This is a genomic window from Actinopolyspora alba (assembly GCF_900112765.1).
GTDB classification, from domain to species: Bacteria; Actinomycetota; Actinomycetes; order Mycobacteriales; family Pseudonocardiaceae; genus Actinopolyspora; species Actinopolyspora alba.
Window position 1 is genome coordinate 130,527 of the sequence record NZ_FOMZ01000004.1, and the last position, 12,915, is coordinate 143,441.

Below are 12,915 nucleotides of genomic sequence, written 5' to 3' on the forward strand. Positions count from 1 at the left end.
AGGGGGCCGAATGGGCGACAGCGGTGATTCGATAACGGAGCGTCCGCGGCGGTTGATCGAGTGGACCGGGGAGCGGTGCGTCCCGTGGGCCGACGACGCGCAGGTGATCTACGAGCACTACCACCGCTACGCGGTGGCGGCCCGCCTCGCGCGTGGCAAGCGCGTCCTCGATCTGGCCAGTGGTGAGGGCTTCGGCGCCGCCATGCTCGCGACCCAGGCGGCCGAGGTCGTGGGAGTCGACATCGACGGCGAGGCCGTGCGCCACGCCGCGAGCAACTACACCTCCTCGAACCTGACGTTCCACACCGGCTCGATCACCGATCCCGCGACGCTGGCCGAGGCGGGAACCTTCGACGTCGTGGTGTGCTTCGAGGCGATCGAGCACGTGGCCGAGCACGACGCCGTGCTTCGGCTCGTTCGGGCGAGGCTCTCTTCCGGCGGACTGCTGCTGATCAGCACCCCCGACACCGCCGTCTACCAGCACGAGCACGGCAACGACAATCCGTTCCACGTCAGGGAACTCGCCGCGCCGCAGTTCGAGGCGCTGCTGCGTGATTCCTTCCGGCACGTGGCGATGCTCAAGCAGAACGTCGCCGTGGGATCGCTGCTCACCCCGGCTGATCCCGGGGATCCCGACATCGCCGCCGACGGGGTGCGGCTGCAGACACTGCGTCAACTCGACTCCGGTGACTGGCAAGTGCGGCAGGGCGTGGGGCACACCTATCTGTTCGGGCTGGCCTCCGACCGTCAGCTGCCGCAGCTTCCCGCCGCCGCGGTGCTGCTGGACGCGGATCTCAAGCTCGCCCGTCGTGACTCCGGGGAGATCGATTCCGAGCTCGTCCGCCAGCGCGATGCGGTCGTGGCCGATGTCGCCCGGCTCAACGAGTTGTGCCGTGCCAACCAGGCGGAGCTCGAGAAGCTCGAGCGAACCGTCGGTGAACTGGAGTCGGCACGCGACACCGCCGAGACCCGTGCCGCCGACGCCGAACGGGAGCGCGACGAGCTGCGCACCGAGCTGCACGACTCCAGGCTGCGCAGGCAGCGCGAGTCGACTCGTAGCGAGTGGCTGCGCGACACCATCACCCAGCTGGAGTCGGAACTCGACAGTGCTCGTCATCGGATCTCCGAGCTCACCGAGCAGAATTCCGCGCTGGTGCAACGCGCGGTGACCAAGTACCGGAGGGTGGTGGAGCGGGTCGCGCCGCGCGGCACCGGCAGGCGGAACGCCTACGAACTCGCGATGGGACGTGATCCCGTCGTCCGGGAGGGAGGATCCGAGCGGGATCCGGTGGCCGTGCCACACAGTGAACAGCCCGAGGTCAGCGTCATCGTTCCCGTGCACGGCGAGTGGGACTACACCAGGCGGTGTCTGCGCAGCCTGGCCGGGCACCGGTCGAGCATCCCCTTCGAAGTCATAGTGGTCGACGACACTTCCCCGGACGACAGTGCGGAACTGTTGCGGCGTTGTCCGGGCGTGCGGCTGGTGCGCACCGAACGCAACCTCGGTTTCGTCGGTGCCTGCAACCTCGGCGCCGAACACGCCCGTGGTCGTCAGCTGTTCTTCCTGAACAACGACGCCGAGGTCACCGAGTCCTGGCTGGACGAGCTGGTCGCTACCGTCGACTCCGACGAACGGATCGGTCTGGTCGGCGCCAAACTGGTCTACCCGGACGGGCGGATGCAGGAGTGCGGCAGTGCCGTGTGGTCCGACGGGACAGGGTGGAACCTCGGCAGGCTAGGGGACCCCGACGCCCCCGAGTACGCCGCGCTGCGAGACGTCGACTACTGCTCCGGTGCGGCGCTGCTGGTGCGTCGTGAACTCTTCGAATCGCTGGGAGGGTTCGACACCAGGTACTCGCCCGCCTACTACGAGGACACCGACCTCGCGTTCGGCGTCCGCGCCGCCGGTTTCCGCACCGTGGTGCAGCCGCGGGCCGTCGTGGTGCACCACGAGGGGATCTCCAACGGTACCGAGACCGGTTCCGGAGTCAAACGTCATCAGGAACTCAACCGCGGGGTCTTCGTCGAGAAGTGGGAGGACACCCTCCGCGAGCAGCACCTCCCGGAGTCCGGAACCCGTAATCTCTGGCTGGCGCGCGAGCGCGGTACGCGGGGGCACTTCGGACCCCTGGTGCTGGTCAAGGATCACCAGGTGCCGCGGCCGGACTACGACTCCGGGTCGTTGCGCATGTGGCGGATTCTGGAGCAGCTCACCACCCTGGGCGCACGGGTGGTGTTCTTTCCCGACAACCAGGCCGAACTGCGGCCTTACACCGACGAGCTGCGGCGCATGGGGGTAACCGTGCTCGCCCGGCCGGAACACCAGCACGCCTTCCTGACCGAGGTGGGTTCCGAGATCACGTTGGCGTTGCTGTCCCGCCCCCAGGTCGCTTGGAGCCTGGTGGAGCGGTTGCGGGTCGACGCCCCCAGCGCCGTGATCGCCTACGACACCGTGGACCTGCACTTCGTCCGGCTGCGGCGGCAGGCGGAGCTGGCCGCGTCCGACGCGCGCGACCAGGATGCGGCGGCGCTGCGTCGCAGGTCCTTCGCCTCCCGGCAGTCCGAGCTCGGCCTGGTGCGCAGCTGTGATGTAACGCTGGTTGTGTCGGAGGACGAGCAGCGGATGCTCTCGGAGCTGGTCGATGACGCCGACGTGCGAGTCCTGTCCAACGTGCACGAAGTGCGACGCGGTGTCGAGGGTCCCTCCGGACGCACCGACGTGCTGTTCGTCGGCGGTTTCGACCATCCGCCGAACATCGACGCGGTGGAATGGGCGGTCCGCGAGATCATGCCACTGGTCTGGCGGGACTGTCCGCGGACCAGACTGCACATCGTCGGCAGCAATCCTCCTCCGGAAGTCGACGCCCTGCGGGGTTCCGGGGTGGAGGTGCACGGCTGGGTCGACGACCTCGCCGGGATCTACGACCGCACCAGGGTGACGTTGGCCCCGCTGCGGTTCGGCGCCGGTGTGAAGGGCAAGGTCGGTGAGAGCCTGGCCTCCGGGGTGCCGGTGGTCGGCACCAACTTGGCGCTGGAGGGCATCGGGCTCACCCCCGAGCGCGACGTTCCGGTCGCCGACGACGCGGCCGGGCTGGCCTCCCGGCTGGTGCGAGTGCTCACCGACGACGCCGAGTGGCGTCGATTGTCCGAAGTGGGCGGCAACGCGGTGGACCGGCAGTTCGGGCCGGGTGTGTCCAGGGAGATGCTGCGGGAGCTGTTGGGCCTTCGTTGATCCGCCCCCGGTGGGGCGGATCGCCGGGCGCGCCGTTTTCCCGCGCCCGGAGTCACTCGCGGATCGTCGGGGGAGTCTTCGCGAGCTGGTCGGTCAGCAGTTTCTCGAACAGCGCGCGGGCATCGCTGTTCGAGGCGTTGACCGCCTGCACGTCCAGGATCACGGTCCAGCTGTGACTGGTGTAGGCCGTCCGCAGTGTGTCGCCCGCGGAGTAGACCTCGACGCCCTGGTAGGACAGCTCGTCGATGATCTTCAGCCCTTCCTGCTGGGTGAGGTACCGCTGGGTCAGTCCGTCGGCGGCGCCCTCGTCGGGCATCTTGACGGCGATCATCGTCGTACGCACCGGAACTCCCTCGGCGTCGGTTCCGGAGTAGCGACCGTCGATCATGCCGTTGTTGAGCGCGAACTCGCGTACCGGGGTGATCAGGGCACCCGAGTGCTGTCCGGACAGCGCCTTCCTGCCCAACGGCCCGTTGAAGGGGTGGGGCTTGCCGTCGGGAGGCGGGATCAGTACTTCCGCGGCGTTTTCCGGTGCCGCTTTGGCGGCTGGTGGTTCCGGCAGCGGCGGAGTCGTCGAAGTGGGCGAGCTGCTCGTCTCCTGCGGGGGATTCGCCTGCGGCGGGGCCTGTGATGACAGGAAGTAGAACACCACCGCGACGGCGACGCCGATCGCGAGCAGCCCACCGATGTACAACCCCACCGTCTTGCCCTTTTTGGCGGGACCGCCCACCGTCTCGAAGACCTCGGGCCCCTGTCGCAGCCAGCTCTGGTCGCCGTGCTCGGGAGTGAACTCCGAGTTGCCCCAGGGGGTGCCGCTTCCTCCGCTGCCCGCGCCCCAGGAGTACTGGCCCCACTGGAACTGCTCGTCGGGGCGTGCCTGCTGGTACTGCCCCTGACTGGGCCAACCGTGCGGTGGGCTGGGCGGTTGCTGCTGGTGGTCCTGCTGCCCGCCCGGGGGCTGCGCTCCGGTGTTTCGTACCACCTGGGTGCTGTCGGACCGCCCTTCGGGGTCCCCGCCGTACTGCTGCCAGCTGAAGGCGGGTGGGAACGGGTTCTGCTGGGGGCCCGGTTGCCCGCCGTATCCGCCCGGGCTCTGCCCGGGGTCGACGGAGTGCCGCGGCCAGGAGTGTTGCTCGCCCGGATCGGGCTGCTGTGCGGGGAACCCACCGGACGGACTGTCCGATTGCTCCGCTTGGGCACGGCCCAACACGGCGTCGCGCCGTTGTCGGTACTCATCGGCGGAGATGCGTCCCGCCGTGAGTTCCGCGTCCAGTTGTTGCAGCTCGTCTTGCCAGGTCACCGCTGAGCCCTTTCCGGATCAAACGGCCGCGCCCCAATCGCGACCGGTCCCATCCTCGCACCTCCACGGGTGTCTTGTGGTCACTACCCGAAAACGATCCTTGTGAGAAGACCGTTCGCGGAGTCCGCGATACTGGAAATCGTCGTTCGTGGTTCTCGCCGAGTCGCCGCCCGGCGGCAGGTCACCCGATCCCGGACGGTGTCGTTGCCGTAATCGCTAAGCTACTCCGAGCAACCGCAGTCGTATGGTGAGGTCACGGGATGGGTGAAAGCGTGCCGCGCGCCGAACGCACGCATCCCGAACGGTTCGCCCCACCGGACCACGGGTTCGCGTGGCTGCGGATGATCGGTGCACTCGTCGTGGTCTACGGTCACAGCTATCCGCTGGTCAGCGGCAACGACATGTTCCCACCCGAGTGGCCGGTGCAGCCCGACCACGGGCTGCTCATGGGATTCTTCGCCATGAGCGGTTTCCAGATAACCGGTAGCTGGGTCAACGATCCGCACCCCGCTCGATTCGCCGCCAAGCGAGTGCTCCGGCTCTGGCCGCCCATGCTGACCGTCTCGCTGTTCGCGGTGCTCGTACTCGGGCCGCTGGTCACAGCGCTGCCGTCGGCCGAGTACTTCGCCGCGCGGGAGACCTGGGGCTACGTCGTCGGAAACACGGGGATGCTGACACTGCGGCACCATTTGCCAGGGGTGTTCGTGAACAACCCGTGGGAAGGCCAGGTGAATGGTTCACTGTGGACACTTCCCATGGAACTGATCGCCTATGCGGGACTGTGGCTGCTGTTGCTGGTGGGGGCGGCACGACACCGCAACCGCTGGTTGACGGTGCTGGCTCTGGTGGTGCTCGTCGTGGTGGACCGCAGAACGGCGCACGATCCGGGGCCGGACTCCGCGGGATCGTTGCTGAGCGTGCCCGTCGAGCCGTTGCTGTCCTTCCTGGTCGCCTTCGCCATCGGGGTCGTGCTGCGGCTCTACCCGGTTCCGCGCTCACCGCTGGCCGCCGGGGCCGGACTGCTCGCCCTGGTGACCATGCCGATGAGCGAGGCCACCGCGTTCTGGATGACCATCGCGGTCAGCTACGCGGTGATCGTCTTCGGATACCACTGGCCCGCCCGCGCACGCGTCCCAGGAGTGTGGGTCAACGGCAGCTACGGTGTCTACGTCTGGGCCTTTCCGATCCAGCAGACCCTCGTGCTGGTCGGGATCGGTAACCAGTGGGTGCTGCTCGCGCTGGCCGCGCCGACCGCCTACGTGGTCGGCACGCTGTCGTGGAAGTTCGTCGAGGAACCCACCATGCGACTGCGGCACTACATCGCGCCGCGTCGTGCACCGAGCGCTGCCCCGGCCGACACGGATGCTCCGCCGGTCGGCCCGGCGAACGTCCAGGGGGACGACCCGCCGACCGAGCCGATCGGCACCCTGCCGACAGTTCCGGTGGAAGCTCCCGAGGAACGCACCACGCCCGCCCTGCCTCGCGTGCCTCCTTCCCCCGGTTCCCGTGCGGGTCGCCGGGTTGCCGGGCCTCCCGATCGCCCCCGGGGATGAGCGCTACGCGCGACTCCCACCACGGGGCGGGCGGCGCCGCCCGAGACTCGGGCCGCACAACCGTTCGTCGGGCGGGTAATCGCTGTAACCTCGGGGTATGGCACTGTTCGGCAACAAGACCCGCATGATCGAGCCCACCGAGGCACTCCCGGGGCGTTCGACTCCGTTGAACGTCCCCGAGCGGCACGCCGTGTATCCGGATCGCACCATTGTCGGCCCCTTCCCGGAGGGGACCGAACGCGCGGTGCTCGGCATGGGGTGTTTCTGGGGTGCGGAGCGGACCTTCTGGCGAACCGAGGGCGTCTGGACCACCGCCGTGGGCTATGCCGGTGGCTACACCCCGAATCCGACCTACGAGGAGGTGTGCAGCGGTATGACCGGGCACACCGAGGCCGTGCTCGTGGTGTTCGACCCGAAAGTGATCGACTACGCCGGTGTGCTCAAGGTGTTCTGGGAGAACCACGACCCCACCCAGGGGCTGCGGCAGGGCAACGACGTCGGTTCGCAGTACCGATCGGCCGTCCTGACCGTCGACGAGCGCCAGCGCGAGGTGGCCGAGGCAAGCAGGGAACAGTTCCAGCGAGCGCTGACGAACGCCGGGCACGGCGACATCACCACCGAGATCGCACCGCTCGGTGAGTTCTACTACGCGGAGGGCTACCACCAGCAGTACCTTTCGGAGAGCAAGAACCCGAACGGTTACTGCGGGATCGGTGGGACCGGGGTCGCCTGCCCCACGGGGCTGGCGGTCTGAACCCCTGGCCGTCTGACCCCGACGGCATCACTCCCCGGTGGTCTGACTCCCCGGTGGTCTGACTCCCCGGTGGCTTGGGCCTCGGTGGTCCGACTCCGGAGCCACGTGGGGCGGCACCTCCCGTGCCACGTACATTTCGCGAGAAATTGACGCCGCCCGTACCGACCCGGCGCGGCGATTTCGCGAGAAATTTACGCTCCCCCGAGGACCGGGCGCCCGTCCCACAGGGGACGGGGCATCCGGCCGGACGTGATCCGTCCCGGCGCCGCAACGGTGGCGCCGGGACGGATTCTCGATGACCACGGTCGGGTTCCCGTCACGTCGTGCTGCCGGGACCCGGTCGTGCGCGGCGTGCGCCGCCGCGTCGACGTCAGCTGAAGTTGACGTCCGAGCAGGTGTAGAAGGCGTTCGCGGTGTCCGCGACCTCCCAAACACCGAAGATCAGGTGCTTGCCGCTCTTGTCACTGGGCAGCTGACCGGTGTGGGTGACGGTGAAGTCGGGCTGCGCACCGTTGTAGTCCACCGTGAAGAAGGGCTGCAGTTCCAGGTCGCTGCGGGTCAGCCGCTCACTCGGGTTGTAGCTGTCCTTCGTGATGAAGTAGCGGAACGACTCGGTGGAGTGCGCCGCGGTGAGCTCCCAGCGGAACTGCAGGCTCTGCCCCGCGCTCACGTCGGTGGCGGGCCAGTTGCCGTTGCGCGGCTCGTCGAGCTCGGAGAACCGGCCGTTGCCGCCGCTGCAGAGCTGCCCGTCGGAAGGACCGCCCGAGGGGAAGTTACCCGGCCCTTCCACGCTCTGCGGCTCCCACTGGATGGACCCGCAGTTGCTGACCGTGCCGTCGGCGCAGTACGCCTGCCTGCTCATCGGGTTCTGCGTGTAGCCGTGGCCGGCAGCGGCACCCGAGGTGACCATGGGAAGCGCCAGCGGTACGACCGCGAAGGCCGCGATGCCGAGCGCCCGCTTGATCCGTTTGGTGAGCATGGGTACTCCCTTCGTTGCTCGTTGTAACCGGAAAAGCTACGGACGAGCCGCGGGCCGTCGTCAGCTCCGTTTCGCGTAATTCGGAGCGGATGATCACCATCACTTTGGTCCAGACCTCATAACAGGTTCTGGTCTAGACCTATAGGCCGAATGGCGTAGTGCACCACTCTGTCAGGTGGGGAAAGTGCTCGTCTCTTGCGCCGCTGGGGGACTGCCCCGAGCATGCGGGGATGAGCGACAACGTTTATCGGGTCACGGAGATCGTCGGTACCTCCGACCAGGGGTTGGACGATGCCATTCGCAAGGGGGTCCACCGGGTGTCCCGCACGCTGCGGGAGGTGGACTGGTTCGAGGTGTCCGAGATCAGGGGACACGTCGCCGACGGTGAGGTGGCGCACTTCCAGGTGGGGCTCAAGGTCGGTTTCCGGCTGGAGGAGTGAGGAGTTCGCCGCCCGGTTCGCGTAGGCGGTCGCTTGGCGCGACCTCTCGCACGGCTCTCACCGCGGGCGCGGCGATTTCGCGAGAAATTGACGCCGCCCGAACTGGGAGTTCCGCGAGCCTCGAAGCGCACCCGCACCTTTGATACCGCTCGGAGTTACCGAATGCGGCCGTGTGACGACGAAAAACCCGCCGGGTAAACCCCGGCGGGTTCGTCATGGAGCGGATGACGGGATTCGAACCCGCGACCCTCACCTTGGCAAGGTGATGCGCTACCGCTGCGCTACATCCGCATGATCCGTATTCGGCTCTCACGCCGACCTCTCGGCCGCTGTGATGAATACTCTAACCCATGCCGGGCGGGCTCGGGAAAGGGGGGTCCGACATGGGAGCCACTCCGCTCTCGCGGATGCCGGGAGCGTGCGTGGGGCGGGAGCGTTGGCGGTCCGGGAGCTCCGCGCGGTGCCCGCCACGGGGCGGAAACGCTCGATCAGGACGGGCCCGCACGCGTCGGTTCGATGCGCAGCACCACCCGTTGTTCGGCCCGCATGGCGGCTCGGTACTGCTCCCAGTCCTCGTGCTCGCCCGAGATGTCGCGGTAGTACTCCTCGAGTAGTGGCATCGCCTCGGGCAGCCGCACGACCTCGGCCGTGCCGTCGAGCTGGATCCACCTGCCGAAGAACTCGTCGGGCAGCACGCACAACCAGACCCGACGGTCTCTGCCGATGTTGGCGACCTTGGCGGTGTTCGCCTTGGTGCTGACGGTGATCCGAGCACCGGAATCCACAGTGGCCAGCACCGGACTCAACTGTGGTTCACCGTCCGAGCGTCGGGTGGCCAGTACGGCGTGGTGCTGCTCGCGCACGATTTCACGTGCCCGGTCCAGATCCATCGAATCTCCCGGTAGTCGTTGCTCGAGAGCTGATTCCGATCTTCGGAGGTCAACTCACGTATCGGTGCTCCGCCCCGCGTCGTTGGTTCCGCCACGGGTTCTGCGGGTTGGGTATCGCTCCCGGTGGATAATCCCACCTCGATTCCTCCGGAAGAGTAAAACCGCGGTCGTGTTCGACGCAGCCGCGGAACTCACGCGGTACGGTGGGATCACGGTTGCCGATCAAGCCGGTACGGGCCGTCACTGGCCCGGATCGCGCCAGACCAGTGCGTGGAGGCGGTAATGAACCGCGCGGTACGTGGTTCCGACGGTCGGAAATGGACCCTCAAGACCAACATCGAGTGGAGTGATCCGCTCCAGGTCGACGAGTGGGAGCTCGATGTCAGTGGTGGTCGTTCCCCCGGCGTCGTGATGGGGACGATCGTGTTCGTGATGATCGCGGCGTTCCTCGTCTGGACACCGACCGCCGTGATCGTCCCGATCTGGGTGATTCTGGCGCTGCTCGTGCTGGTCCTGTTCTTCCCGGTCCGCTGGTTGGTGCGCAGGCCGTGGACGGTCATCGCGGACACACCCGGCGATACCGACGAGCACCCACCGGAGCGATGGGTCGGCGTCGTACGCGGTGCCCTGACGGCGCGGCAGGAAAGCGCTCGGGTGGCGCGCAACATCGAGCTGTACGCCGAGCCGGACATGAACGGAGCACTGCAACCGGTGGAGTGATCGGCCGCCATATGGGGTAGCACGTCCGACGTCGAACCGCTCACCGACGGAACAGGCTCACTGGTCGTGATTTCCTTGATTCCGCGCGTGATGACCGTGAACATGTGAAGTGTGCTCGAGCTGTTGACTGAGCGGACAGTGCTCACCCTGATCGCCGCGCTGGCCGTGCTCGGCATGTTCGTGATGTTGTGCCGTTCACGCCGAGTCAGCACGTCCAAGGAGGACGCGACACTGGCGGCGCTGCACAGCGTGACCAGCGCCGCTCCCCATCTGCGCCGGGGTCTCGACCAGGAGTCGGCCGACGAGACCGCCCCCCATCTGCGTGCCTTGCTGTCCTGCCTCGCCGTGGGAATCGTCGATCCGGAGGGGACGCTGCTCGCCTGGGACGGTGGTGCCAACCAGCACTACCGCGACATCACCGAGAGCATCGAGCGAGCCCTGCGTACCGGCAAGAGCGAGTACGTGGACCACTCCGACATCGTCTGCGACGAACGTCCCTGCCTGATGCGACACGTCGTGATCGTGCCGCTCGAAGTGGACGGACTCAGCCGAGGCGCGCTGGTGCTGATCACCGCCGGGGAGCGGAGCCGGTTGATCCGTGCCGCCACCGAGGTGGCCGAGCACGTCACCTCGCAGCTGCGGTTGTCGGAACTGCAGGTGTCCCGGCAGAAGCTGGCGGAGGCCGAGGTCAGGGCGTTGCGGGCGCAGATCTCGCCGCACTTCGTCTACAACTCGCTGAACACGATCTCCGCGCTGATCCGCACCGATCCGGACCACGCCAGGGAGCTGATCCAGGAGTTCGCCGATTTCACCAGGTACTCCTTCCGGTCGAACGAGATGTACACGACCCTGGCCGACGAGATGCGCAACATCGACCGCTACCTGACGCTGGAATCCGCCAGGTTCGGTCCGGAGCGGTTGAACGTGCAGCTCAAGATCGCACCCGAGGTGCTTCCCGTGGTGTTGCCTTTCCTGGCGCTGCAGCCGCTGGTCGAGAACGCGGTGCGACACGGCCTGGCGAAAAAACCGGGTGGCGGAACGCTCTCGGTGGCCGCCGAGGACAACGGCAGCGAGGCACTCATCAGCGTCGACGACAACGGTGTAGGCATGGATCCCCGGGAGCTGGAACTGGAGCTGGAGGGCAGCCACACCGAGGGGTCACACGTCGGGTTGGGCAACGTCAACGACCGGATGCGCGCGACGTTCGGCAACGACTACGGGCTGGTCGTGGAGACCGAGCGCGACGCGGGGATGAAGGTCATAATGCGGGTGCCGAAGTTCGCCCCCGGCGTCCGACCCGCCGCCCGCGAGCCGTTCGAGGACATGGACTGCCCCGAGGTTCCTCCCGACCCGGCGCCCGAGCCGCGGCAGGAGGACGAGCGGAACGATTCCGACGACCTGGCGCCGGACGAGACCGGAGCAGGGGCATCCGGAACAGGGGAATCCGGAATCGGGAAGTCCGGAACCGAGGAGCCCGAAGTGGAGGAACCCGTACGGGAAGCGATCTCCTCCGACGCCTCGTCGGCGGGTTGAGGCGTCGACCCGCGTTGCCACCCGGTTCGCGGTCCACGCCGTGGTCGAGTCGTCAACGGTGCGTCCACCGGCAGTAACGTGGGGGCATGAACGACAAGTCCTCCCAGAAATTCACCGCCACGCTTTCGAACAGGATTTCGGAGAAACTGCCCGGAAAACTGGCCGAGCGCGCCGAGCGGGGGCCGGTGGTGCCCGTGGTCAAACTGCACGGGCCGATCACGCCGACGCCGTCACCGGTGAGCCGCCCCTCGATATCGCTGCAGACCGTGGAATCCGCACTGACCCGTGCGTTCTCCTTCGACCGGCTTTCCGGTGTGGCGCTCGTCATCAACTCACCGGGCGGCGCCGCCACGCAGTCCGCCCTGGTGGCCGAACGCATCCGGAGCCTGGCCGAGAAGAAGGAGGTGCCGGTGCTGACCTTCTGCGAGGACGTGGCCGCTTCCGGGGGCTACTGGCTCGCCTGCGCCGGGGACGAGGTCTACGCCCACGCGAGTTCGATGGTGGGCTCCATCGGCGTGGTCAGCGCAGGCTTCGGGATGGAGGAACTCATCAGGCGGGTAGGGGTCGAACGCCGGGTGCACGCCGCGGGGCAGCACAAGACCCGCCTCGACCCGTTCCGCCCCGAGAACGCCGAGGACGTGCAGTGGCTGCAGGGCATGCAGCAGGAGCTGCACACCCAGTTCGCGGACTGGGTGCGGCAGCGTCGCGGGAACTCGTTGGACGAGTCCACCGAGGACCTGTTCTCCGGTGAGGTCTGGACCGGAAGGCGAGCCAGGGAACTGGGCCTGGTGGACGGACTCGGCAACCTGCGCGACGTGGTGTCCCGTCGGTTCCCCGAGTCGCACCTGGTGTCCGTGGAACCGCGCAAACCGCTGCTGGCCCGGTTGGGAATGACCGGTCCCGCCGGTGGAACCCAGGGGTTGGCGGCCGGAATGGCGCAGGCGCTGTTCGAGACCGCCGAGAACAGGGCCATGTGGTCCCGCTTCGGGCTTTGAAGTGGACTCCCGGCTCGGTGGTCGTGGGTGGTTCCGTGGCGGAACCTCGCGCACGGCTCTCGCTGCGGGTGCCCCGCCCTCGGGTAGCGACCTACACAACGTCGGGACCGTCCTCGCGAGAGCCGCACGCGAGAACCCGCGGCGGTGCCGACTGCGAGGGCACTCGGAGCGCGGCCTGCGTGCGTGGCGCTTCGGCGCCGGGAGCGCCGAAGCGATGTGAACAGCGGCGAGCGGCCCGGCCTCGCGATGCATCCGACTCACGCGCTCGAGACACCCGCGCTGTTCAACCGCACGGTGTCGTCCCTACGGGTCGCGCGGCGATTTCGTGGGAAATTGACGGCCACGGGGCCGCACCACCCCAGTGCGGCGTCGATTTCGCGAGAAATCGACGTTGTACGGACGAGGAGCCGAGTCAGGCACCGGACCGCGGCGGCTCTCCCGGTCGCTTCCCCCTGAAGAGGGAAAATCCGCGAAGTGTTGCAACCATCGTGCGAATGCGGCTGTACCCACCCGGCGAAA

The 12,915-nt window shown here is 67.8% G+C and carries 10 protein-coding genes and 1 tRNA gene; 7 read left to right on the plus strand and 4 right to left on the minus strand.

Annotated elements, in window-relative coordinates; translation table 11 throughout:
- Nucleotides 1-10 precede the first annotated feature (10 nt).
- Nucleotides 11-3,232, plus strand: a complete 3,222-nt coding sequence (locus BM150_RS06960) for a glycosyltransferase (RefSeq protein WP_092925283.1) — start codon at nt 11-13, stop codon at nt 3,230-3,232.
- 52 nt (nt 3,233-3,284) lie between these two features.
- Here BM150_RS06960 and BM150_RS06965 read toward each other — a convergent pair whose 3' ends face one another.
- Nucleotides 3,285-4,532 (minus strand): hypothetical protein, encoded by a 1,248-nt coding sequence (locus BM150_RS06965; RefSeq protein ID WP_092925285.1) that lies wholly within the window; start codon nt 4,530-4,532, stop codon nt 3,285-3,287.
- Between the two features lie 260 nt (nt 4,533-4,792).
- Here BM150_RS06965 and BM150_RS06970 point away from each other — a divergent pair, with 260 nt between their 5' ends.
- Together BM150_RS06970 and msrA are read left to right on the plus strand one after the other, a co-directional pair.
- Nucleotides 4,793-6,085 (plus strand): acyltransferase family protein, encoded by a 1,293-nt coding sequence (locus BM150_RS06970; RefSeq protein WP_092925287.1) that lies wholly within the window; start codon nt 4,793-4,795, stop codon nt 6,083-6,085.
- A 97-nt stretch (nt 6,086-6,182) separates the two neighbouring features.
- A complete protein-coding gene (gene msrA, locus BM150_RS06975; RefSeq protein ID WP_092925289.1) occupies nt 6,183-6,839 on the plus strand; it encodes a peptide-methionine (S)-S-oxide reductase MsrA in 657 nt (218 codons plus the stop codon).
- Between the two features lie 370 nt (nt 6,840-7,209).
- On the opposite strand, the gene BM150_RS06980 is transcribed toward msrA, so the two are convergent.
- Entirely contained in the window at nt 7,210-7,818 is a 609-nt protein-coding gene (locus BM150_RS06980; protein ID WP_092925291.1) for a lytic polysaccharide monooxygenase auxiliary activity family 9 protein, read from the minus strand.
- Between the two features lie 230 nt (nt 7,819-8,048).
- On the opposite strand from BM150_RS06980, the gene BM150_RS06985 reads away from it, so the two are divergent.
- Nucleotides 8,049-8,258, plus strand: a complete 210-nt coding sequence (locus tag BM150_RS06985) for a dodecin (RefSeq protein WP_092925293.1) — start codon at nt 8,049-8,051, stop codon at nt 8,256-8,258.
- A 216-nt stretch (nt 8,259-8,474) separates the two neighbouring features.
- Here the strand turns inward: BM150_RS06985 and BM150_RS06990 are convergent.
- Both BM150_RS06990 and BM150_RS06995 read right to left on the minus strand, forming a co-directional pair.
- Nucleotides 8,475-8,549 (minus strand) — tRNA-Gly (locus BM150_RS06990).
- Nucleotides 8,550-8,746: 197 nt separating this feature from the next.
- Entirely contained in the window at nt 8,747-9,148 is a 402-nt protein-coding gene (locus tag BM150_RS06995) for a PPOX class F420-dependent oxidoreductase (RefSeq protein WP_092925295.1), read from the minus strand.
- A gap of 282 nt (nt 9,149-9,430) precedes the next feature.
- Here BM150_RS06995 and BM150_RS07000 point away from each other — a divergent pair, with 282 nt between their 5' ends.
- The 3 genes from BM150_RS07000 to BM150_RS07010 all read left to right on the plus strand — a co-directional run bounded on the left by BM150_RS07000 (nt 9,431) and on the right by BM150_RS07010 (nt 12,396).
- Nucleotides 9,431-9,868: a DUF983 domain-containing protein gene (locus tag BM150_RS07000; RefSeq protein ID WP_092925297.1), complete on the plus strand. Its 438-nt coding sequence runs from the start codon at nt 9,431-9,433 to the stop codon at nt 9,866-9,868.
- A 111-nt stretch (nt 9,869-9,979) separates the two neighbouring features.
- Nucleotides 9,980-11,401, plus strand: coding sequence for a histidine kinase (locus BM150_RS07005; RefSeq protein WP_092925299.1), 1,422 nt, complete (start codon nt 9,980-9,982; stop codon nt 11,399-11,401).
- An 86-nt stretch (nt 11,402-11,487) separates the two neighbouring features.
- Nucleotides 11,488-12,396: a S49 family peptidase gene (locus BM150_RS07010; protein ID WP_092925301.1), complete on the plus strand. Its 909-nt coding sequence runs from the start codon at nt 11,488-11,490 to the stop codon at nt 12,394-12,396.
- The last annotated feature ends 519 nt before the right edge of the window (nt 12,397-12,915 follow it).

Bases quoted from the DNA above. Each gene is read 5' to 3' on its own strand.
- msrA (WP_092925289.1), top strand. From the start codon at position 6,183: ATGGCACTGTTCGGCAACAAGACCCGCATGATCGAGCCCACCGAGGCA.
- BM150_RS06960 (WP_092925283.1), top strand. From the start codon at position 11: ATGGGCGACAGCGGTGATTCGATAACGGAGCGTCCGCGGCGGTTGATC.
- BM150_RS07000 (WP_092925297.1), top strand. From the start codon at position 9,431: ATGAACCGCGCGGTACGTGGTTCCGACGGTCGGAAATGGACCCTCAAG.
- BM150_RS06995 (WP_092925295.1), bottom strand. From the start codon at position 9,148: ATGGATCTGGACCGGGCACGTGAAATCGTGCGCGAGCAGCACCACGCC.
- BM150_RS06980 (WP_092925291.1), bottom strand. From the start codon at position 7,818: ATGCTCACCAAACGGATCAAGCGGGCGCTCGGCATCGCGGCCTTCGCG.
- BM150_RS06970 (WP_092925287.1), top strand. From the start codon at position 4,793: ATGGGTGAAAGCGTGCCGCGCGCCGAACGCACGCATCCCGAACGGTTC.
- BM150_RS06985 (WP_092925293.1), top strand. From the start codon at position 8,049: ATGAGCGACAACGTTTATCGGGTCACGGAGATCGTCGGTACCTCCGAC.
- BM150_RS07010 (WP_092925301.1), top strand. From the start codon at position 11,488: ATGAACGACAAGTCCTCCCAGAAATTCACCGCCACGCTTTCGAACAGG.